Raw genomic sequence first — 21755 nt, 5'->3', positions numbered from 1 at the left:
GCTGCAAAACGCCTAAGTGTTTGAGCTTAAACGGTTAAGGCACCCCACACACCCGCCACCCGCGCCCGTATAATACAAACGGCCCGGGGGTTTCACCCCCCCGGACCCCCGTGGAGTTTAGGGGCAAGATGAAGTTGAAGACCGTACATCGAACCCCGAATGGATCATGGGCAGCACCCGGTCGGCTCCCCCGTCAGCCCGACCGCCAAGCGGGACGCAGGCAGGCGGGGGAGCTTCACCTTGCACGCCGCTCAACTCTCCAGTCTGCAACGCAGGATCATCTTAGCCACGACATACTTAACGCAAAGTAAATAATCGAATGTCACGTTGACTCCCTTGCGATGAGGCTGAGGATACACGCGGCGCGCCCCCCCCTTCATCTTGCCCCTAAACTCCGCGGGGGTGTGGGGGCGCGAAGCCCCCACTGCCGATCACGGATTCTGGCGCAACCAAAGGACAACGCGATGACGATCAAGCTTTACTGTTTCGGAGAGTCGGGAAATGCCTACAAGGCCGCTTTGCCCCTGCACCTGTCGGGACTCGACTGGGAGCCAGTGAAGGTCGACTTCTTCAACGGCGAAACCCGCAAGGATGCCTACCGCGCCGAGGTGAACGAGATGGGCGAAGTGCCTGTGCTCGTCGACAGCGACACCCGTCTTACGCAATCTGGCGTCATCCAGATGTATATCTCCGAGAAAACCGGGAAATTCGGGGGTGCCAGCCCGCAGGAGGCGCGTGAGGTCATGCGCTGGTGTTTCTGGGACAATCACAAGCTCTCCAGCCAGGCAGGGATGACGCGGTTCCTGATGAACTTCCTGCCCGAAGACAAGCGCCCCGCCGAGGTGATCGCCTTTGCGCAAGGCCGGCTCGCCGCGGCGTACAAGGTGCTCGACGAGCATCTTCAGGGCCGTGACTGGATGGTCGGCGACGGCCCGACCAATGCGGATTTTTCGTGCTGCGGCTATCTCTTCTACCCCGAGCCCTTTGGCTTCGTCCGCAAGGACTGGCCCGACATCGACCGCTGGTTGTCGCGCATCGAGGCCCTGCCCGGCTGGAAACATCCCTACGATCTGATGCCCGGCTCGCCCGCCGACCGCGTCTGAGCCGACACGACCAAGGAGGAGGACCACATGACCGAGGCCTATATCTACGATGCCGTGCGTACCCCGCGCGGCAAGGGCCGCAAGGACGGGGCGCTGCACGAGGTGACCTCGCTGCGGCTATCCGCCCTGACACTGAATGCCATCGCCGAGCGCAACGGGCTGGAGGGCCATGCTGTCGAGGATGTGATCTGGGGCAATGCCACGCAGGTCGCCGAACAGGGCGGCTGCCTTGCGCGCTCTGCGGTTCTGTCCTCTGACTTGGATCAGCGCATTCCCGGCCTGTCGATCAACCGCTTTTGCGCCAGCGGCATGGAGGCAGTAAACCTTGCCGCCAACCAGATCCGTGGCGGGTCCGGCAGCGGCTATATCGCAGGCGGGGTCGAAATGATGAGCCGCGTGCCCATGGGCAGCGACGGCGCGGCGATTGCGGTCGATCCGAGCATTGCGATGAAGGCCTATTTCGTGCCGCAGGGCATCAGCGCCGACATCATCGCGACGCAATATGGGTTCTCGCGACATGATGTCGATGCGCTGGCGGTGGAATCGCAGCGCCGCGCCGCTGCCGCATGGGCTGATGACCGGTTCTCCAGATCCATGCTGACCGTGCGCGACCAGAATGGCGTCGCGATCCTAGATTGGGACGAGTCCATGCGCCCCGGCACCGATATGCAGGCGCTGGGCGCGCTCAAGCCCGCCTTCAAGGAGATGGGCGAAGTCATGCCCGGGTTCGACCAGCTGGCGCTGATGAAATACCCGCATCTTCAGAAGATCGAGCATGTGCACCACGCGGGCAACAGCTCGGGCATTGTCGATGGGGCTGCGGCGCTGCTGATTGGCGACAAGGCCTTTGGGCAGGCGCATGGGCTGACGCCCCGCGCCCGCATCCGCGCCACCGCCAAGATCGGCACTGATCCGACCATCATGTTGACCGGCCCGGTGCCGGTGACCGAGAAGATCCTGCAAGACAGCGGCATGGCCATCGGCGACATCGACCTGATCGAGGTCAATGAGGCCTTTGCCGCCGTTGTCCTGCGCTTCATGCAGGCCTTCGACGTCGACAGCAACAAGGTCAACGTCAATGGCGGCGCCATCGCCATGGGCCACCCGCTGGGGGCCACCGGCGCGATCATCATCGGCACGCTGCTGGACGAACTGGAGCGCAGCGGCAAAGGCACGGGCCTTGCCACGCTTTGCGTTGCCTCTGGCATGGGCGCGGCCACCATCATCGAGCGGCTCTGAGGGAGGGATACCATGACCGAATTCACCATGAGCACCGACGCCGACGGCGTTGCGCTGATCGTCTGGGACACGCCCGGTAAGTCGATGAACGTGATGAGCATCGAGGGCTTTCACCAGCTGTCCCGGCTTGTCGACGACGCACTGGCGGACGAGGCCGTCACCGGCATCGTGCTGACCTCGGGCAAGGCGGGCAGCTTTGCCGGGGGCATGGATCTGGGGGTTCTGGCCAAGATGCGCGAGGATGGCGGCGACGATCCCGCCGCTGGCATCCTGGACGGGATCCTGCAGATCCACACTATCCTGCGCAAGATCGAGCGCGCTGGCATGGATGAGCGGAACAAGGGCGGCAAGCCCATCGCCTGCGCCCTGCCCGGCACCGCGCTGGGCATCGGCTTCGAGATCCCGCTGGCCTGTCACCGGATCTTTGCCGCAGACAATCCCAAGGCCAAGATCGGCCTGCCGGAGATCATGGTCGGCATCTTCCCGGGCGCGGGCGGCACCACACGGCTGGTGCGCAAGCTGGGCGCGATGGCGGCGTCGCCCTACCTGCTCGAAGGCAAGCTGTCCGATCCGAAGAAGGCGAAAGCGGCGGGCCTGATCGACGAGGTCTGCGACGACCCGCTCGCCGCCGCCAAAGCATGGGTGCTGGCGGCCAAGCCTGCCGATATCGTCAAGCCGTGGGATGCCAAAGGTTACAAGATGCCGGGCGGCGCCCCCTATCACCCGGCGGGATTCATGACCTTTGTGGGTGCCTCGGCCATGGTGCATGGCAAGACCAAGGGCGTCTACCCGGCGGCCAAGGCGATGCTGTCCGCCGTCTATGAGGGCGCGCTGGTGCCCTTTGACACCGCCCTGAAGATCGAGGCGCGCTGGTTCACCTCGGTGCTGCTCAACCCGTCGTCTGCGGCGATGATCCGGTCATTGTTCCTTAGCAAGGAAGCGTTGGAAAAGGGCGCGAACCGGCCCGATGTGCCGCCGCAGCAGGTGCGCAAACTTGGCGTCATCGGTGCGGGCATGATGGGTGCGGGCATCGCGCTGGTCTCGGCCATGGCGGGGATCGAGGTGGTTCTTGTGGATCAATCCAAGGCAGCCGCCGACAAGGGCCGCGATCACACCGCCGCTTACATGGACAAGGGCATCGCCCGGCGCAAAACGACGCCCGAACAGAAAGCGGCGGCGCTGGCGCTGATCACCGCAACCGACGATTACGCCGCGCTAGAGGGCTGCGATCTCATCATCGAGGCGGTGTTCGAAGACCCGAAGATCAAGGCCGAGGTGACGGCGCAGGTGCTTCGCCACGCGCCGCAAGATTGCATCTTTGCCACCAACACCTCGACCCTGCCGATTTCGCAGCTGGCCAAAGCCTCGAACAACCCCGAGCAGTTCATCGGCATCCACTTCTTTTCGCCCGTCGAAAAAATGGCGCTGGTCGAGATCATCAAGGGCCGTGCCACTGGTGCGCGGGCCGTGGCCAAGGCGCTCGATTTCGTGCGGCAGATCCGCAAGACGCCGATCGTGGTCAATGATGCGCGGTTCTTTTACGCCAATCGCTGCATCATCCCCTACATCAACGAAGGCATCCGCATGGTGGCCGAGGGGGTTTCCCCAGCGCTGATCGAGAACGCCGCCAAGCTGGTAGGCATGCCGCTGGGGCCGCTGCAACTGGTGGATGAAACCTCGATCGATCTTGGGGTCAAGATCGCCAAGGCGACGCGGTCGGCGATGGGCGAGGCCTATCCCGATGGCGCGGTCGATGAGGTGATCTTCTGGATGGCGGATGAGGGCCGGCTCGGGCGCAAGGCCAAAGCGGGGTTCTACGACTATGACGAAGCGGGCAAGCGCGGGCTGCTGTGGGACGGGCTGGCGGCGAAATATCCCGCCGGGCCGCAGCCTCCGCTGATCGAGGTGCAGCAGCGGCTGCTGTTCGTGCAGGCGCTCGAGGCGGTGCGGGCGCTGGAAGACGGCGTGCTGAGCGACATCCGCGAAGGCGATGTCGGCGCGATCCTTGGCTGGGGCTTTGCGCCGTGGTCGGGCGGCCCGTTCGGCTGGCTCGACATGCTGGGCACGCCCTACGCGGCCGAGCGCTGCGAAGCGCTGGCGCAGGCCCATGGCGCGCGCTTTGCCTGCCCCGATCTGCTGCGCGAGATGGCCGAAGACGGCATCGGCTTTTACCAGCGCTTCGGCCCTGCCCGCACCGCCGCGGCGTGATCGCGCGGCCTCTCGGGCAAAGCGTCCGGGGGGCCATCGTGCGGCAGATTGAGACATTGGTAACGTCTCGTTGTTAGCATTTGGGATGTCCCGGATCATCAGGACACCGGGCCGGAAGCGCTTTGCACCCCGGCCCTGCGGCAGAACCCGTCGCACCCGCTTCAACCCTGCGCCTGCCTCAGACGCCGCGCCTGCGTGCAGTGCCGGACTGCGCGCGCCTTGTCTCCTTCGGGGGCTTGCCCCCGCAACCAACGCATCGCCATGACCCGTCACGTGCTGACCCATACCGAACAGGAACATCTCGCCGACAGCATCGTTCTGGTGCTGGGCGCCTGTTTCGCCATTGGCGCCGTGCCCGCGCTGTTCGTCTGGGCCCGCCTTGCCGCCCCGCCGCATGCCTTCTGGCCGCTGGTGCCCTATGGCCTTGGCCTGCTGGCAAGCTTTGCCTTTTCCGCCGCCTACAACCTGACCTTGCACGCGCCAACGCGGCGGGTGCTGCGGCGGTTCGATCATGCGGCGATCTACCTGCTGATCGCGGGCACCTACACGCCGATGGCGCTGCTTGGCGTCGGCGGGCTGGCGGGGGTGGCGCTGACCACGGCCTCTTGGGTGATCGCGCTGATCGGCATCGCGCTCAAGCTGACCTCGGTGCAGCGATGGGCGCGGCTGGGGTTCATGCTGTATCTGGCGCAGGGCTGGCTTGGCGGGCTGGCGGCATGGCCATTCCTGATCCGGCTCGATGGCACGGCGGTGGCGCTGCTGGTGGCGGGCGGGGTGATCTATTCCATCGGCACGGTGTTCCACCACGCCCGGCGCATCCCTTACGCCAGCGCGATCTGGCATGTGCATGTGCTGACAGCGGCGGCCTGCCATTACGCATCAGTGCTGCTGGTGGCGCGCTAGGGCGGAACTGCGATCTTTGTCTCGGTTCAACGCGCCGCTCTGGCGTGCCAACCTGCCCCCGCAGCGCCGAAGGGAGGCCGGCCATGCAGCGCAAGGATCACGTGGCCGAAATCGACCGCGTGCTGGACGGACAAGACACCGGACGCGATGCCGTCGTCGCCGAAAGCTGGCGACGCTGCGTCGAGCGTTACGGGCTGGAGCCCGGCCGCGACGCGCCGCCGCATATCGTTACGGCGGCTGAATTGCGCGAACATCGCGAGCAATCCGAACGGCTGATCGCCACCGCGCGCTCGGGGTTGCAGTCGCTGTTCCGACAGGTCGCCGGGCAGAACTACGTCTTGCTGCTGTCCGACGCCAAGGGGGTCTGCGTCGATTTCTTCGGCGATGCCCGCTTCGAGAACGAGCTTGCGCAGGCCGGTTTGAGACTTGGGTCGAACTGGTCCGAGGAGCTGGCGGGCACCTGCGGGGTCGGCTCCTGCATCATCACCGGCGATGCGGTGACCATCCATCAAAGCGATCATTTCGGGCTGGCGCATGTGCCGCTGTCCTGCACCTCGGCGCCGATCTTTGACACCCATGGCGCGCTCTCGGCGGTGCTGGATATTTCGCTGCTGCGCTCGCCCAGCCCGAAACCGTCGCAGAACCTTGCGATGTCGCTGGTCACCGCCTCGGCGCGGCGGGTCGAGATGGCGAACCTGATGGCGATGACCCGTCGCGACTGGGTGCTGCGCCTGTCGATCAACCCCGAATTCCTCGAGGTCGATCCCGAGGCGGCGGTGGCGCTGGATGGCTCGGGGCGTATCGTGGGCATGACCGCCGGAGCGCGCCGGGTACTGTCGCCCGACGGGCGCAGCTCGCTGATCGGGCGGCGCATTGACGAGCTGGCCGAGCTGACGGTGGACGATCTGCCCGAACTGATGCGCGGGCGCCCCCCCGAAGAACGGGTGCTGCGGCTCAAAGACGGGCGAGGGCTGTTCGGCCATGCCATCGCGCCGCAAGCCCGGCCTGTTCCGCGGCAGGCACCCGACCTGCCCGGCGCGCTTGGCAGCTTTGCCGGGCCTGACCCGGCGATGGCGCGGCTGCTGGCACGCGCCGGCAAGCTGGCGCTGACACCGCTTCCGCTGTTGATCACCGGCGAGACCGGCACCGGCAAGGAACGGCTGGCGCGCGCGCTACATCTGTGCGGCCCGCAGGTGCGCGGCTTTCACGCGCTGCGCTGCGCTGCCAGCGACCAGATCGACGTGCCGGTCAGCGGCACCCTGTTTCTGCGCGGCATCGAAGACCTGCCGCCCCCGGCGCAGGACGCGTTGCTGGCGCGGCTGGACGCTGCGCCGGATCTGCGGATCATCGCCTCCTCGCGCCTGCCCGCGCCGGATCTGGCGCAGCATCTGCGCGACGATCTGTTCTATCGCATCGCGGGGGCGACCATCGACCTGCCACCGCTGCGCCACCGCGCCGATTTCGACTGGCTGCTCGATCGCCTGCTGCGCCGCCGCTCCAGCGGCGAGCTACGACTGTCACCCGTTGCCCGCGCCGAGCTGAAGGGCCGCCCATGGCCTGGCAACATCCGCGAGCTGGAACGCACCCTCGACGTGGCGCTGACGCTATCTGGCGGCGATGTGCTCGACCTGCCCGACCTGCCGCCGCCTCCCGCCCTGCCCGCTGCCCAAGGCGACGATCTGGAAGACGTGCTGCTTGCCTGCGGCTGGAACATGTCGCAGGCAGCGCGACGGCTTGGGGTCAACCGCTCGACCATCCTGCGCCGCATCCGCAAGGCCGGGCTGACGCCGCCCTGACGTTGCGCCGCTGTTGCGCGCGCAACGCCGCGCCGCGCCGCCGTCACATTTCCGGCAGTATGCCTGCAAAACCGCTGTTCGCCGCGCCCCCCGATCTGCCAGCCTAAGCAGCGGAGGACCACACGACGCATGACAGGGAGGACCAAAATGCTCGACTCGACACTCGCAACCCAGACGCAGGCCATTCTCGATGATTTCGGCGAGGCGCTGGAACAAGGCGACATTGCCCGCGCCAAGACCATGTTCACCGAGGATTGCTACTGGCGCGATCTCGTCACCTTTACATGGAACCTGAAGACCGTCGAAACCCCCGAGGGGGTCGGCGACATACTGGAACACCAGCTTGCCACCACAAAGCCCTGCGGCTGGATGCTGGCCGAGGGCGAACTGCCCAGCGAAGACGACGGCGTCACCACCGCGTGGATCCGCTTTGAAACCGCGCTGGCGCGGGGCTATGGCCTGCTGCGGCTCCGGAACGGCAAGATCTGGACCCTGCTGACCGTGATGTCGGAACTGAAGGGGTTCGAAGAGCCGCGCGGTTTCAACCGCCCGCTCGGGGCCAAGCATGGCGCTGCCAAGGACCGGCTCAGCTGGTCCGAGGAACGCGCCCATGAGGCGGAAACCCTTGGCTATACCGAACAGCCCTATGTGCTGATCATCGGCGGCGGTCAGGGCGGCATCGCGCTGGGGGCGCGGCTGCGCCAGCTGGGCGTGCCCACCATCATCGTCGAGCGCAACAACAACCCCGGCGACAGCTGGCGCAAGCGCTACAAGTCGCTCTGCCTGCATGACCCGGTGTGGTACGACCACCTGCCTTACATCAAGTTCCCCGACAACTGGCCGATCTTTGCCCCCAAGGACAAGGTCGGCGACTGGCTCGAAATGTACACCAAGGTCATGGAGCTGAATTACTGGACCCGCACCACCGCCAAATCCGCGACCTATGACGAGACCACCAAGGAATGGACGGTCACGGTTGATCGCGACGGCACCGAGGTGGTGCTAAGGCCCAAGCAGCTGGTGATGGCCACCGGCATGTCGGGCAAGCCGCGCATGCCAGAATTCCCCGGCATGGACATCTTCAAGGGCGAGCAGCAGCACAGCTCGCAGCACCCCGGCCCCGATGCCTATGCGGGCAAGAAGGTCGTGGTGGTCGGCTCGAACAATTCTGCCCATGATATCTGTGCTGCGCTTTGGGAACATGATGCGGATGTCACCATGCTTCAGCGCTCCTCCACGCATATCGTGCGCTCTGACACGCTGATGGATATCGGCCTTGGCGCGCTCTATTCCGAACAGGCGGTGCAATCGGGCATGACCACAGAAAAGGCCGATCTGATCTTTGCCTCGCTGCCCTATAAGATCATGCACCAATGGCAGATCCCGCTTTATGAGCAGATGAAGGAGCGCGACAAGGAGTTCTACGACGGGCTTGAAAAGGCCGGGTTCTGGCTGGATTGGGGCGATGACGGCTCGGGGCTGTTCATGAAATACCTGCGGCGCGGGTCGGGCTATTACATCGACGTGGGCGCCAGCCAGCTGATCATCGACGGCAAGGTGAAACTGGTGCGCGGACAGGTCGAAGAGCTGGACGAGACCGGCGTCATCCTTGACGACGGCAGCCATCTGGACGCGGATCTGGTGGTCTACGCCACCGGGTATAATTCGATGAATGGCTGGGTCGCGGATCTGATGGGTCAAGACATGGCGGACAAGGTCGGCAAGGTCTGGGGGCTGGGCTCCGACACCACCAAGGACCCCGGTCCGTGGGAAGGCGAGCAGCGCAACATGTGGAAACCCACCCAGCAAGAGGCGCTGTGGTTCCACGGCGGCAACCTGCACCAGTCGCGGCATTATTCGCAATATCTGAGCCTTCAGCTCAAGGCGCGCATGGAAGGGCTGCCAACGCCGGTGTACGGCTTGCAGCCGGTGCATCACCTGTCCTGATCGGGATCGCCGGGCCGGGGCCGCGTGGCCCCGGTTCTGGCCCTGCTTCTCACCTCGGGCAATCGCCCGATTATCGTTAACAAGTTGTTAAGGGATGACGCCTAGCATCATCGCGGACAAGAATCTCATTGCACCCTGTTCGGTTTGAACGGCAGGATCTCTTCGATCACAAAGAGGACTTGGCGGTTCGTGAAGCTTGCATCGAGATTTCCCGCTGATACGCACAGCCTGCGCCCCGCCGCAGAAGCCCTCACGCAAGAGATCGAGCTTATCCTCGATCTGCTCCTGTCCCGGGACACCGATGCGCTGTGTTTCATCCCCTGCCCGTCGCGCCGGATGCCCCTGATCGACCCGGTTTCGGTCTCGCGCCAACCGGATCACGTGCTGGACCTGCATGGCTGGATCGAACAGGTGATCGGCACCAGCAGCTGGGACGAGATTTCCCTGCCGGGCGAGCAATCCGCCGCCCCGGTTGCAACCGAGATCGAACCCGGACGGACGCTGATCCTGCGGCGCGTGCTATCGCAGGATGGCGATGTGCTCGGCCTGCTCGCGTTCCGCCAGAAGACCGTGCAGCTGCCCGACCAGAGCGGCATCTCGGACACCCTCAATGCCTGCGGCCTGCTTGGCCACGCCATCAGCCGATGGCGCGAGATGATGCTGCTGGAACTGGACTGCGCCAACGAGATGCAGCGCAGCCGCCGGCTGTCGAAACAGGCTCAACTCGACGGGCTGACGCATCTGCTGAACCAGAACGCTTACCGGATGCGATGCGCGGAAGCGCTGGCCGGCGTGCATCAGAACCACGCCATCATGATGATCGACGTGGATAATTTCAAATCGGTCAACGACATCTACGGGCACCATTTCGGAGATGTCTATCTGCGTGAAGTCGCCCGCGCGATCACCCGCGCACTGCCCCGGGGCGCGCTGATCGGGCGCATTGGCGGCGATGAATTCTCGGCGCTGATCCCTTTGCCTCCGGACAGCTGCGGCTATGTCGATCGGCTGATGACAAGCTGCGTCAGCGACGTTCAGCGCGCCGCGGCGCGGATCGGCAAGCCGAACCTCGGGCGGGTCAGCATCGGCTCTGCGACCTGCGAGGATTGCGGCTGCGACGTCGACACGCTCATGCAATGCGCCGATGCTGCGCTTTATGCCTGTAAGGCGGCGGCGCGCGGAACTGGCGTGACCTTTGATCCGCTGCGCCACGAGAGCCTCAGCGCGCTGCTGATCAAGCCGCGCTTTCTTGCCGCGCTGCGCAACGACGAGATACAGCCCTATTTCCAGCCTGTCGTCGATCTTGACAGCGGCGACATCAAGGGGTTCGAAGTGCTGCTGCGCTGGTTGCACCCGCAAAAGGGCGTGCTTGGCCCGACGGAATTTTCCAGCGTCATCTCCGATCCCGAGATGGCCGAGACCCTGACCCGCCGCATGGTCGAAACCGCGCTGCGCGCCTTTTCCAAACGCGATGGCTACCGGGCCGAGACACTGGCGCTGAACCTGGGAACCATCGACCTGATCAAGTCCGAGTTTGTCTTCGACCTTCAGGCCCAGCTGGCGCGTTACGACATCGAATGGCGGCAGATCGTCATCGAGGTGACCGAGGGCACAATGCTTGGCCCGATCAACGGCCCGGTGTTCCAGAACCTCAAGGAAATGCGCAGCCGCGGCGCCAAGGTCGCGCTGGATGATTTCGGTACCGGCTATGGCGGGCTGTCGCATCTGCGCGACTGGCCGGTCGACATCATCAAGCTGGATCGCAGCTATATCGAGAATGCCGCCCGCAGCGACGAGGATGCGATCTTTGCCCGCGCGTTGATCGACATCGCGCGCACGCTGCAGCTGGATGTGATCGCCGAAGGGGTCGAAACCTGCGCCACCGCCCGGCTGCTCAGCGCGCTTGGCTGCCGTCTCGTGCAGGGCTATCTGTTTGCGGCGCCTGCGCCGATCGAGACATTCGATCATCGCTCGACGCTGGCGGCCCGTGATCCGCAGCGTCAGCCCGAACGATCCTGATCGCATTGCTCAGCAAGGTCAGGCTCATCGGCTTGCGCAGCACGACAAAGGCGCTGTCGCGCACGCCAGGGGCATCTTCATGATAGCCGGTCATCAGCAGCACCGGCAGGCCGGGGCATCGCTGCACGGCGCGCTGCGCCAGCGCGATGCCGCTCATTCCGCCCGGCAGACGGATGTCAGACAGCAGCAGATCGAAACCCTCACCGTTTTCCAGCCGCTCAATCGCCGGTTCGGCGGCATTCTCGAGGGCGAGCACGGCGCCAGCAGACCTCAGCGCGCCGGACAAGGCATTGCGGAACTGCGGATCATCCTCGACCATCAGCACCCGCATGCCTGACAGATCGGCGAGGGCGTCGGCAGGCGCGCCCTGCGGCGCAAGCGCACGCCCGGCTAGCGGCAGCTCCAGCCGCGCCGTCGTGCCCGTGCCAAGGGTCGATTGCAGCGTCAGCGTGCCGCCATTGCGCTGTGCAAAACGGTCTGCCATCGAGAGCCCCAGCCCGGCGCCGCTGCGCCGCGACGTGTAGAACGGCGTGGCGGCGCGGGCGAGCGTTTCCTCGGACATTCCGGTGCCATGGTCTTCGACCTCGATGGCCGCCCGCGCCTGCGACACAACCAGCCGCAGCGTCAGAACCGAGGAGGCGCCCGCCCTGTCCCGGATCGCATCGCGCCCGTTCAGCGCAAGGTTCATCAGCATCGCCACCAGATCGCTGCGGTTGCACATCACCGTGACCGGCGCGCTAGGAAGCTCGAACCGCAGCGCGACCTCGCCAGATAGTGCCGCGTTCAGCAGTGGCTCTGCCTCGCGCAGCAACGCCACTAGTTCCACCGGCTCGGACACCGCAACCCCGTCGCAGGACAGGTCGAGCAGGCGCTGCGTCATCGCCGCGCCGCGCCGACAGGCCTCGGAGACCGCGTCGAACTGGGCGCGGGTCCGCCCGCTCGAGGTCAGTTGCCCGACATCCGCAGTCAGCTGCAAAGCGCCGAAGATGTTGCCGAATTCATGCGAGGCGCTGCTTGCCATCAACCCCACCGTCTCGAGCCGTCCGATCCGGGTGATGTGGTCGCGCGCGGCCCAGCTTTCGGTTTCATCGACCACGGTCAGAATGACGATACCGGCCCGGCCCGGCATGTCGCTGACGCGGTGAACGTAAAGGCCAAGGTCACGCTGGCCGCGCTCCGGGTCGATCCAGCCCACATAGTGCCGCCCCTCCAGCGCCGCCCCGCGGACCAGCGCCGCAGGGTGCCGGGCCCCCTCCAGAGGCTCTAGCGAGCCCGGGACAAAGAACCGGGTCTGCGTCAGCCATGCCAGCGGACCGCCCGAGCCACGCGTCATGTCTTGGGCAAGGCGGTTCGACAGGATCGGCAGACCGTTGTGATCGAACACCATCGCGGCGACGCCAGTGGTGTCGAAGACCCGGCGCAACCAGAGGTTTTCGCCATGCTGCAATTCTTCGGCGCGGGCGCGCTCACGGCTCAGCGCCAGCACCATCGCCACCGAAACAGCGGTGATCACGCCGGTGAGCAGTGCGATCTCCAGCGAGGGCGGCAGGCTGCCCTTGGCCGCGCCAGCCCGCAACAGCATCGCCAGCCCCACCGGCAGACCCAGCGCGATGACCATCCCAAAGCGCGCCGACCGGGCAGCGGCGCCCGGGCCGATCAGCAGCCCCATCCAGCTGCGCGCCCCAAGGCGCAGCAGCGCGGCAAGCGACAAGAGCGCCAGACACAGCGCGGTCGGCATCGACATGCCCGACAGCAGTGGAAAGTCGAACAGCGCACGCGCATCGACCAGATATCCCAGCAGGCACCAGAACGACAGCAACAGCACAGCGCTCGCACAGAGCGAAGACAGCAAGGCCCAGCGGCAAAGCAGGATCGATGCGGCCAACAGCAGCGCGCCGAGCGCCGTACCGATCGCCACGCGGTCGCTCTGAACGGCAGCGCCGCCTGTGCTGAGAAGCACGAGGACCGCTCCGGCAGCGACCGCCATCGCCGCCAGACGCCCGCCCTTGCGATCCTCAAGCCACAGAGCGGTTGCAAGCAGAAGCACGATCAAGGCCGTGACCGGCACCATTGCCGGAAACTCCGGTGCCAGACGCGCGGCGACAGAGGCGCGTGGCCAGACCCAGCCCAGCAAGGCCAACGCGGCCAGACAAACCGCCAGTCCGGCCAGCAGACGTACCGGCCGGGCCGATGTCGGGGCGGCGCCGCGCCCTGCTCTGGGCTGCCGCACCGTCACGATCAGGGTCCGAGAAGCCGCGTGACCACCTTGTCGAATTCCTGAAGCCGCGCGGGTTTCGAAAGACGGTCATTGGCCAGCGTCAGCCCGTCGATGAATAGCGGCGAGTCCAGAAGTTCAGATCGCCCTGTGATCACCACTACCGGCAAATTCGGCCAGAGATCGCGAATGCGATGCAGCGTGATGACACCGCCCCCGCCGCTCATCAGGATGTCGAGAAAGACCAGATCGACCGCCCCATCCAGACTCTTGAGCCGGTCGAACGCCTCATCCCCCGTGCTCGCGGTCTCGACCTCATGGCCAAGGGCGCTCATTCCGGATTGAAAGGACGTACAGAACAGCGGGTCGTCATCAGCCAGCAAGAGATGTGCCATAGTCTCGCTCCGGTTGTAGGGCGCGTGGATCCTGCGGCGCTTGTTCGAGTTTTAGTATGTGCTACGCTCATAGCTACGACAAGTGATTTTAGGGTGACAGTTTTGGCCAGTGACGCAAATTCCGACCCTGCGGTCGGGACATCTTCGACTATCCCTGTGGTTGCAATCGGTGTGTCGGCCGGAGGGCTCACCCCCCTTGAGGACTTCTTCGAAAACGCGCCCGAGGATGCGGGCTGGTGCTATATCGTGATACAGCACCTGTCTGCGGATTACTGGTCGGTGATGAACGAGGTTCTTGCGCGCAAGACCCGGCTGCGTGTCCTGCATATCGACGATGGCCTTGCGATCGAGCCGAACACGATCTACCTCAACCGGCCCAACACGCGCTCGACGCTGGACGTCAACATCTTCCGAACCTCGACCTACGGCGCAAAGGATCTTGTCCCGCATCTGCCGATCGACAGCCTGTTCGCCTCGCTCGCCTCTCGCGGCGGCGAGCCGACCGCAGCGGTCATCCTGTCAGGATCGGGCCGCGACGGATCGAATGGCGCGCAGATCCTGCAAGCGGCTGGCGGCGCCCTGCTGGTGCAATCGCCGCAAGAGGCCGATTTTCCATCGATGCCGCGCGCCGCCTTGTCGCTTGGAATCCATGATCGCATCGCCTCGGCAGGCTGCCTGCCGGGGGAAATTCGCGGGATGTTCGAAGCCGGGCTGCATTCGCGCGCCGCCGAGATCAGCTCCGAGACCGATGTGACCAATGCCATCCTTGAACTGCTTGAACGGCATCACAATCTGGATTTCAGCGCGTACAAGGAAATCAATGTGCAGCGGCGGATCGGCCGGCGCCAGACCCTGCGCGACATCGACGAGCCCCGCCAGTATCTGGAACTGCTTCAGAACAGCCCGGAAGCGATCAGCGAACTTTATCAGGATCTGTTGATCGGCGTGACCGAATTCTACCGCGACCCCGAGGCCATCGATCTGCTGCGCGAAACCGCCATCGAGCCACTGGTGCACAAGAAATCCGAAGACGAGACCATCCGGATCTGGGTCGCCGGCTGTGCCAGCGGCGAAGAGGCCTATACCCTCGGCATCGAGCTGTCCGAGGCGATGGAACGCGCTGGCAAGAACAACAGCTTTCGCATCATCGCAACCGATGTGCACCGCCAGTCGATCGATTTTGCCTCGACCGGTAGTTATTCCGCCGAAGCGATCAGCAAGATTCCCAAAGAGCTGCGCGCGAAATATTTCACCCGCACCGGCTGCCGCTATACGGTCTCGCCGACGCTGCGCCAGCGCATCATCTTTTCCGTGCATGACGCGCTCAGCGATCCGCCTTTTCTGGATCTCGATCTGGTCTCCTGCCGCAATCTGCTGATCTACCTGCGCGACACTGCGCAAGCCCGGGTGATCTCGATGTTCGTGTTCGGATTGCGCAAGCATGGCGTTCTGCTGCTTGGCCCCTCCGAGACGCTGGGACGTTTTGACCAGGATTTCGAGACGATCAATGCCCGCTGGCGGATGTTCCGCAAGGCCACCGGGCACCGGGTGTTCGACAAATCGGTGATGACGCGCAGCATCGGTCGTCGCGCCCAACCGCTGCATGCCCAGAACGATGACAGCATCCCGGTGATCCGCCCGAAGATGTCGCCGGTTCTGCGTGAATTCGCCGACCTGCGCGGGCGCGAGGCGCTGATGCGGGCCTATGATGTGCTGCTCAAGCGCTACACGCCCGCGTCCTTTCTCGTGACCTCGGATTCCGAGGTGCTGAGCTGGTTCGGCGCCGCCAGCGCCTTTGTCGATACGCGCAGCAACCTGACCGACTGGTCGGTTGAGCACATCCTGCACCACGACCTGCATTTCGTCATCAACGTGGCTCTGGAGAAACTCCGCTCGGGGGACTTCGATACCTTCTCACGCCGCGTCGAGATCGACATCGGCGAGATGCATCCGCAGGCCCTGACCCTGACCTTCGAACCGCTGGACCGGGCGTCCAAGCCCGCGCTCATGCTGATCCGCCTGCGGCTCGAGGCAGAGAGCAACCAGCCGACCTGCAAACCCATCGAACAGGCGGGCGAAGAGATCAGCTCGCAGGACGCGATGCTGCTGGCAAAGCGTGTGCACGAGCTGGAGCGCGATCTGCGTCTGACTGAAGAGACGCTGCAGCATGTGACCCAACGGCTTGAGGCGAGCGGCGAGGAATTGCAGGCCTCGAACGAGGAATTGCAGGCCTCGAACGAGGAACTGCAGGTCTCGAACGAAGAGCTGCAAAGCTCGAACGAAGAACTGCACGCGGTCAACGAGGAGCTGGTCATGGTCAGCGCCGAGCACGAGCGCAAGATCCTTGAGCTGTCCTTGCTCAACAACGAGACAGAGCAGCTGCTGGAACTGCTCGGCACCGGGGTGATGGTGCTGGACGACAGCTTGCAGGTAAAGCGATTCAGCCGGTTGGTGGAGCGGCTCTTTGCGCTAGAGCCACATGACATCAACCGAAAATTGAGCGTGATCGGACCAAGGTTCGATTTCATCGACCTGACGCAGGCTGCGAAAGATGTGCTCGAGGGTAAGACGACGGTGAGCGCGCAAGGCATGCATGAAGGGCGCAAGATGACAATCGACGTGCAAAGCGCGCTTGGCAAGCACAGCAGCGGCACCTACAAGGGCGTGTTCGTGATCATCCGCCCAGAGGCATGAGCGCTTCGAGAACAACCATTTGCTAACGCTTACCTGCTAGAAACGTCACAGAAGCGCAGGCGAATGGTGGGGCAGCAAATGAGCGACACGACCAAGACGATTCTCGTGATCGAGGATTCTGCTGCCGACCGGGAAATGTTCCGTCGGGTTCTCAAACAGGTCTGCGCGCCCCGGTTCGAGATCAGCTTCGCGCATGATCTCAAGACCGCCAGACAGTTCCTGACACAAGCGCACTTCGCACTGATCATCCTCGATAACGTACTGCCCGATGGCTACGGGGCAGACTTTGTTTCGGAACTTGGCCAGAGCAAGGCATGGCGACGCATCCCGGTGCTTGTGGTCAGCGACTGGCCGACCCCCTTCATGTTCGACAAGGTGCGCAATGCCCGCGCCGAAGCGATCCTGAGCAAGGACAACTTTCGCGCCCCGGTGATCCGCCCCTACATCGAAAAGATGCATCGCACGGTCGTGCGGGCCTGACCATCGCTTCAATCTGAACAGACGTACAGAACTCCTGACCTCGTTCCGGGCCACGATGCAACACAGGCCCATGGCAGCAATACCCTGCCTTCCTGAACCAACAAGCCCCGTAACATCCGACTGAATCGCCTCAGTTTTGCCGGAGGCTGATTGTCGTTAGTTACGCGGCCATGTCTTCAGTATGCGTATTCCGGGGTGATCGGCCCATCGATTCCGATTTGATGCGCCCACGCGTTCCGATTTCATCCGCCCACCGATTCCGGGGTATGCGCCCACCCCTGTGACGTGCTGCTGCGGGGCAATCTGTAACCGGCTACCTTCCGCCCTTTTGGCACGAAGGAAGCCCGATGAAGAGATTGCCGATGCGGAAGATACGAGATGTTTTACGGCTTTCTGCCGAGGGGTTGTCGACGCGCCAGATTGCGTCGAGCCTTGCGATCGGACGCACCACTCTTCGGGGCTATCTTGATCCTGCCGCTGAGTTGGGCCTGAGCTGGCCGCTTCCGCCGGAGATGTCCGATACAGACCTCGAGCATCGCCTGTTTGATCGGGCCTACCAGAACACCCAACGGATCGCGGCCCAGCCTGACTGGGCACAGGTCCACCGTGAATTGCGCCGCAAGGGCGTGACGCTGTCGTTGCTCTGGGAGGAATATCGCGCCGATCACACGCAAGGCTACGGCTACTCCCGATTTTGCGAACTTTACACGCGATGGGAAGGCAAGCTGTCGCCGGTGATGCGCCAGCGCCATCCAGCGGGTGAGCGGCTGTTTGTCGATTACGCGGGGCACACGATCGACGTGATCAACCCCATGACCGGCGAAGTGCGCCCGGCACAGCTGTTTGTCGCAGCCCTCGGGGCATCGAGCTACACCTTTGCGGAGGCGACCTGGACGCAATCGCTGCCGGATTGGGTCGCGAGCCATGTGCGCGCCTTCGCCTTTCTCGGGGGTGTGACGGCGCAGGTCGTGTCCCCTCTCATTGTTTGCAAGCAAACAACTGCCGGGCAGCGGACAACCTGAAGGCTGGGGTCACCAAGGCGTGCTTCTACGACCCTGTGATCAACCGGACCTATGGGGATCTGGCCGCGCATTACGACACGGCCGTGGTTCCGGCACGCCCCCACAAACCAAAGGATAAAGCAAAAGTCGAAGGCGCGGTTTTACTGGTTGAACGCTGGATCCTGGCACGGTTGCGCAACCGTCAGTTCTTCAGCCTTGAGGACGTGAACGCTGCCATTCGCCCACTTTTGGACCGGCTCAACGACAAGGTCTCGCGCCATCTCGGCGCCAGTCGCAGGCAGCTGTTCGAACAGCTGGACAGGCCCGCCCTGAAGCCGCTGCCCGTGGCGCCTTATGTCTATGCAGAATGGAAGAAGTGCCGCGCCGGGCTCGATTACCACATCGCGATTGACCGGCATTATTACTCCGTGCCCCATCCGTTGCTGAAGAAGGAACTATGGGCGCGCATCACCGCCCGGACGGTCGAAGTCTTCCATATCGGGCAGCGTGTCGCCTCCCATGTGCGCACCTCCGGGAACGGGCAGCACTCCACACAGCGCGATCACATGCCCGCGCACCACAGGTTCCGCGAAGACTGGACGCCGCAGCGCATCCAGGCCTGGGCCGCTCGTATCGGGCCGAACGTCGCGATGTTCGCCGAGGTCGTGATGCGAGACCGCAAGCACTCCGAACAAGGCTATCGCACCTGTCTGGACGTGATCCGGCTGGCTGACAAGTTCGGCCGGGACCGCCTCGATGCCGCCTGCAATCGCGCCTTGGAGATCAACGCCCGATCCTACTCATCAGTCCATTCGATCCTGAGGAATGGGCTGGATAGCAAGCCCCGCACCCGCGCCACGGAGGAGCCTGCCATCACCCACACCAATATCCGTGGCGCCGACTATTTCCATTGAAAGGAACACAATGCTTGACCACCCAACCCTCGATCATCTGAAAGCCCTGCGACTGGACGGTATGGCCGAAGCCTTTGCCGAACTACAGGCTCAGGATGCTGCTGCAGACCTCAGCCACGCCGAGTGGCTTGGCCTGCTGGTCGACCGCGAAAACGCCAGCCGCGAAACCAAGCGCTTCGAGGGCCGCATGCGCTCCGCCAGGCTGCGCCATGTGGGCGCTTGCCCGGAGGATGTCGACTACCGTGCGCGGCGCGGCCTCGACAAGGCACTGTTCCAGAGCCTGCTCAGCGGCAAATGGATCACCGACAAACGCAGCCTGATCATCACCGGCCCCTGTGGGGTCGGGAAAACCTGGCTCGGATGTGCCCTGGCGCAAGCGGCCTGTCGCGACGGCGTCACCGTGGTCTACAAACGGGTGCCCCGCCTCTTCGAAGAGCTGGAACTGGCCCATGGAGACGGACGCTTCCCCCGCCTGTTCCGCAGCATCACCAGAGCCCAGCTGCTAATCCTGGATGATTGGGGGCCGGACCGGCTCACCGCCACGCAGCGCCGCGACCTGATGGAAATCGTCGAAGAACGGTATGGCCGCGCCTCTATCATGATCACCAGCCAGTTGCCCATTACCGCCTGGCACGACGTCATCGGCGAGCCGACGTTCGCAGACGCCATCCTCGATCGCATCGTGCATAACGCTTACCGCCTCGAACTCGAGGGCGCGTCCATGCGCAAAACCATCGCCAACATGGATGACGAAATGCCTCAAACCTGATACCCAAAACACGCTGCCTCACGGCAACGCGTCACCGGTGGGCGGATACCCCGGAACAAGTGGGCGCATGTTGTCGGAATGAGTGGGCCCATGCTCCGGAATACGCATTCAGTATTCAGAGCTGCGTAGAAGTTGGCTTCTGCCTCGGCTGGCGGAACGTTCCCGATGGGCGCAAGAAGTCGGCGGTTGTTGAACCAGTCCACCCATTCCAGCGTCGCGTATTCGACGGCCTCGAAGCTACGCCATGGGCCGCGCCGATGGATGACTTCGGTCTTGTAGAGGCCGTTGATGGTTCAGCCAAAGCATTGATGCTCCTATGTCAGTCAAGTATAGATGGGCGCCGTCGGCGGGGCGCAGAGGTGGCGGAATATTTCGCGGACAATGTATCGCTTGATGCAACGCATGATTTCACGCCGAGTTTTGCCTTCGGACGTTCGTCGAACGGCATAGGCTTTGGTCCTCTCATCATCCCGCATAGGCACAATGGTCAGACGGTAGATAGCAGCGTTGGCTTGCCGGTTGCCGCCGCGGTTCAAACGCATCCGGTTTGTCTTGCCGCTGGATGCCGGGATCGGACAGACGCCACACAGCTTGGCCAAGGCGGCTTCGGATTTGATGCGCTCAGGATTGTCTCCCACGAGGATCAGCATCTCGGCTACGGTCATTGTGGAGATGCCATGCGATTTCATCAGCGCGGGCGCTTTCTCGCGAACCAACCGATCAAGTACCTGTTCGTGCGCTTGGATTTCCTCATGCAGAGCAAGCCAGCGCCGTGCGATCGCGCGCATGGCCGCTTTAGCGGATAGCCGTTGGCGACGTAATCTCTCCCGCTCGCAATGCCGCCACATGGCGTATCAAGGAGTTCCGCCCCCTGATCGCATCGAGTGTATCGCGGAGTGTGGCTGGCGCGTTGATAATAAATGTTTTCAAAGTGATCATCACTTGAAACTTGGCTTTGACAGCGCTGTCTCGCGCGATCTTCAGATGGCGGATCATCTCCGATGACCCGGTCTGCGTCTTGGCATGGGTAATCCCCCCGTTTTTACGGGGGCTTGGTCGTAGAATTTACGCGGCCATGCTCAGTTTCTGGGCGGGCGTCATCCCGCCGTTTCCCATGTTGGGGCGTTCGTTGTTGTAGGACCAGAGCCACTCGGTGGCAATCTGCTGCACCTCGTCGATGGTTTCGAAGATGTGGAGGTCCAGCCACTCGTGCCGGACCGTCCGATTGTAGCGCTCGACATAAGCGTTCTGCTGCGGTTTCCCGGGCTGGATATGGGCCAGGGCGATGCCCTTGATGATGTCCCAACTGATGGTGTAGCTCACGACGGGCCTCGCGCTCACCGGCGGGCCGAGCTTGTCAGTCGCGCTGCGCCGCAGGCAGGCTGACCAGGACACCATCGCAGACTGGGGCCAGCGTTTCCAGTGTCAGGTATCTTCCGCGCTGCACGGTCCATTCCTCGGTCTGCTCCATCAGGATGGCGCCCACCAATCTGCGGATGGATGCCTCGTTCGGAAAGATCCCGACGACATCGGTCCGCCGCTTGATCTCGCCGTTCAGGCGCTCGATCGGGTTCGTGCTGTGCAGCTTTGTCCGGTGTTGCTGGGGAAAGGTCATGTAGGCGAGGACGTCGTCGCGCGAGGCGTCCATGAGGGCACCGAGCTTCGCCTGCTTCTCGCGCAGTGCGTCCGCCACGACCTCCCACTGGGCTTCGGCATCTGCCTTGTTTTCCTGGGCGAAGATTGTCTTCAGCATTGCCGCCACAGCCGTGCGCTGCTTGGTCGGAGCATGGGCCAGCGCGTTTCTCATCCAGTGAACGCGACAGCGCTGGTGCGTCGCGTTGAAGACCCGGCGCGCGGCGGCTCGTAGACCCTTGTGGTCGTCGGCAATCACCAGCTTCACCCCGCGCAGGCCGCGATCGGCGAGGGAGCGCAGGAACTCGGTCCAGAAGGGTGAAGGGGACCGTCGCCCCAGTGGGGCGGCGTAAGCCCCTGAACGCCTCGGAGGGGCCGGTGGCGACGCCGAGAACCTCACGCTTGCCGTCCTCGTTCACAGCCACCGCTATTATCACGGC

Annotated in this window: 12 protein-coding genes and 5 pseudogenes; 11 read left to right on the top strand and 6 right to left on the bottom strand. The window is 63.9% G+C overall.

From position 1 onward, the window contains the following. Positions 1–464 precede the first annotated feature (464 nt). The 7 genes from Q4543_RS21085 to Q4543_RS21055 all read left to right on the top strand — a co-directional run bounded on the left by Q4543_RS21085 (position 465) and on the right by Q4543_RS21055 (position 11215). Positions 465–1103 carry a glutathione S-transferase family protein gene (locus Q4543_RS21085; RefSeq protein ID WP_303441584.1) on the top strand — a complete coding sequence of 213 codons (639 nt, stop codon included), beginning with the start codon at positions 465–467 and terminating at the stop codon, positions 1101–1103. A gap of 27 nt (positions 1104–1130) precedes the next feature. After that, on the top strand, positions 1131–2342 hold the full coding sequence (locus Q4543_RS21080; protein WP_303441583.1) for an acetyl-CoA C-acetyltransferase: 1212 nt from the start codon (positions 1131–1133) through the stop codon (positions 2340–2342). A 12-nt stretch (positions 2343–2354) separates the two neighbouring features. Next, the gene (locus Q4543_RS21075; RefSeq protein WP_303441580.1) at positions 2355–4550 is read left to right on the top strand and encodes a 3-hydroxyacyl-CoA dehydrogenase NAD-binding domain-containing protein; all 2196 of its coding nucleotides are present in this window, start codon (positions 2355–2357) and stop codon (positions 4548–4550) included. Between the two features lie 261 nt (positions 4551–4811). After that, entirely contained in the window at positions 4812–5453 is a 642-nt protein-coding gene (locus Q4543_RS21070) for a hemolysin III family protein (protein WP_303441578.1), read from the top strand. An 83-nt stretch (positions 5454–5536) separates the two neighbouring features. Next, positions 5537–7249 carry a sigma-54-dependent Fis family transcriptional regulator gene (locus Q4543_RS21065; protein WP_303441576.1) on the top strand — a complete coding sequence of 571 codons (1713 nt, stop codon included), beginning with the start codon at positions 5537–5539 and terminating at the stop codon, positions 7247–7249. Between the two features lie 147 nt (positions 7250–7396). Beyond that, on the top strand, positions 7397–9196 hold the full coding sequence (locus Q4543_RS21060) for an NAD(P)/FAD-dependent oxidoreductase (RefSeq protein WP_303441574.1): 1800 nt from the start codon (positions 7397–7399) through the stop codon (positions 9194–9196). Positions 9197–9385: 189 nt separating this feature from the next. Further along, entirely contained in the window at positions 9386–11215 is a 1830-nt protein-coding gene (locus tag Q4543_RS21055; RefSeq protein WP_303441572.1) for a bifunctional diguanylate cyclase/phosphodiesterase, read from the top strand. Between the two features lie 10 nt (positions 11216–11225). Here the strand turns inward: Q4543_RS21055 and Q4543_RS21050 are convergent. Together Q4543_RS21050 and Q4543_RS21045 are read right to left on the bottom strand one after the other, a co-directional pair. Then, positions 11226–11936, bottom strand: a pseudogene (locus tag Q4543_RS21050) (ATP-binding protein); the annotation flags it as partial. Between the two features lie 1517 nt (positions 11937–13453). After that, a complete protein-coding gene (locus tag Q4543_RS21045; protein ID WP_303441570.1) occupies positions 13454–13825 on the bottom strand; it encodes a response regulator in 372 nt (123 codons plus the stop codon). Positions 13826–13981: 156 nt separating this feature from the next. Between Q4543_RS21045 and Q4543_RS21040 the strand changes: the two genes are divergently transcribed. From Q4543_RS21040 to istB, 4 genes and pseudogenes are all read left to right on the top strand, one after another. Then, entirely contained in the window at positions 13982–16519 is a 2538-nt protein-coding gene (locus Q4543_RS21040) for a CheR family methyltransferase (protein WP_303441568.1), read from the top strand. Between the two features lie 78 nt (positions 16520–16597). Then, complete coding sequence (locus tag Q4543_RS21035; protein WP_216004930.1) at positions 16598–16999, top strand: response regulator; 402 nt, start codon at positions 16598–16600, stop codon at positions 16997–16999. Positions 17000–17346: 347 nt separating this feature from the next. Further along, positions 17347–18914: pseudogene (gene istA, locus Q4543_RS21030) on the top strand (IS21 family transposase). A gap of 10 nt (positions 18915–18924) precedes the next feature. Continuing rightward, a complete protein-coding gene (gene istB, locus Q4543_RS21025; protein WP_303441565.1) occupies positions 18925–19683 on the top strand; it encodes an IS21-like element helper ATPase IstB in 759 nt (252 codons plus the stop codon). On the opposite strand, the pseudogene Q4543_RS21020 reads toward istB, so the two are convergent. From Q4543_RS21020 to Q4543_RS21005, 4 genes and pseudogenes are all read right to left on the bottom strand, one after another. After that, positions 19674–19990: pseudogene (locus Q4543_RS21020) on the bottom strand (IS3 family transposase); the annotation flags it as partial. The gene istB and the pseudogene Q4543_RS21020 overlap by 10 nt on opposite strands. A gap of 16 nt (positions 19991–20006) precedes the next feature. After that, positions 20007–20471 carry an IS110 family transposase gene (locus Q4543_RS21015; protein ID WP_303441564.1) on the bottom strand — a complete coding sequence of 155 codons (465 nt, stop codon included), beginning with the start codon at positions 20469–20471 and terminating at the stop codon, positions 20007–20009. A 277-nt stretch (positions 20472–20748) separates the two neighbouring features. After that, positions 20749–20976, bottom strand: a pseudogene (locus tag Q4543_RS21010) (transposase); the annotation flags it as partial. Between the two features lie 64 nt (positions 20977–21040). After that, positions 21041–21755 (bottom strand): annotated as a pseudogene (locus Q4543_RS21005) (IS256 family transposase); the annotation flags it as partial.

The organism is Salipiger sp. 1_MG-2023 (assembly GCF_030547555.1).
In the GTDB taxonomy this organism is placed as follows: Bacteria; Pseudomonadota; Alphaproteobacteria; order Rhodobacterales; family Rhodobacteraceae; genus Salipiger.
This window is presented reverse-complemented; position numbering and strand designations above follow the sequence as displayed.

Bases quoted from the DNA above. Each gene is read 5' to 3' on its own strand.
- Q4543_RS21035 (WP_216004930.1), top strand. From the start codon at position 16,598: ATGAGCGACACGACCAAGACGATTCTCGTGATCGAGGATTCTGCTGCC.
- Q4543_RS21045 (WP_303441570.1), bottom strand. From the start codon at position 13,825: ATGGCACATCTCTTGCTGGCTGATGACGACCCGCTGTTCTGTACGTCC.
- Q4543_RS21015 (WP_303441564.1), bottom strand. From the start codon at position 20,471: ATGCGCGCGATCGCACGGCGCTGGCTTGCTCTGCATGAGGAAATCCAA.
- Q4543_RS21075 (WP_303441580.1), top strand. From the start codon at position 2,355: ATGACCGAATTCACCATGAGCACCGACGCCGACGGCGTTGCGCTGATC.
- Q4543_RS21065 (WP_303441576.1), top strand. From the start codon at position 5,537: ATGCAGCGCAAGGATCACGTGGCCGAAATCGACCGCGTGCTGGACGGA.
- Q4543_RS21085 (WP_303441584.1), top strand. From the start codon at position 465: ATGACGATCAAGCTTTACTGTTTCGGAGAGTCGGGAAATGCCTACAAG.
- Q4543_RS21060 (WP_303441574.1), top strand. From the start codon at position 7,397: ATGCTCGACTCGACACTCGCAACCCAGACGCAGGCCATTCTCGATGAT.
- istB (WP_303441565.1), top strand. From the start codon at position 18,925: ATGCTTGACCACCCAACCCTCGATCATCTGAAAGCCCTGCGACTGGAC.
- Q4543_RS21080 (WP_303441583.1), top strand. From the start codon at position 1,131: ATGACCGAGGCCTATATCTACGATGCCGTGCGTACCCCGCGCGGCAAG.
- Q4543_RS21070 (WP_303441578.1), top strand. From the start codon at position 4,812: ATGACCCGTCACGTGCTGACCCATACCGAACAGGAACATCTCGCCGAC.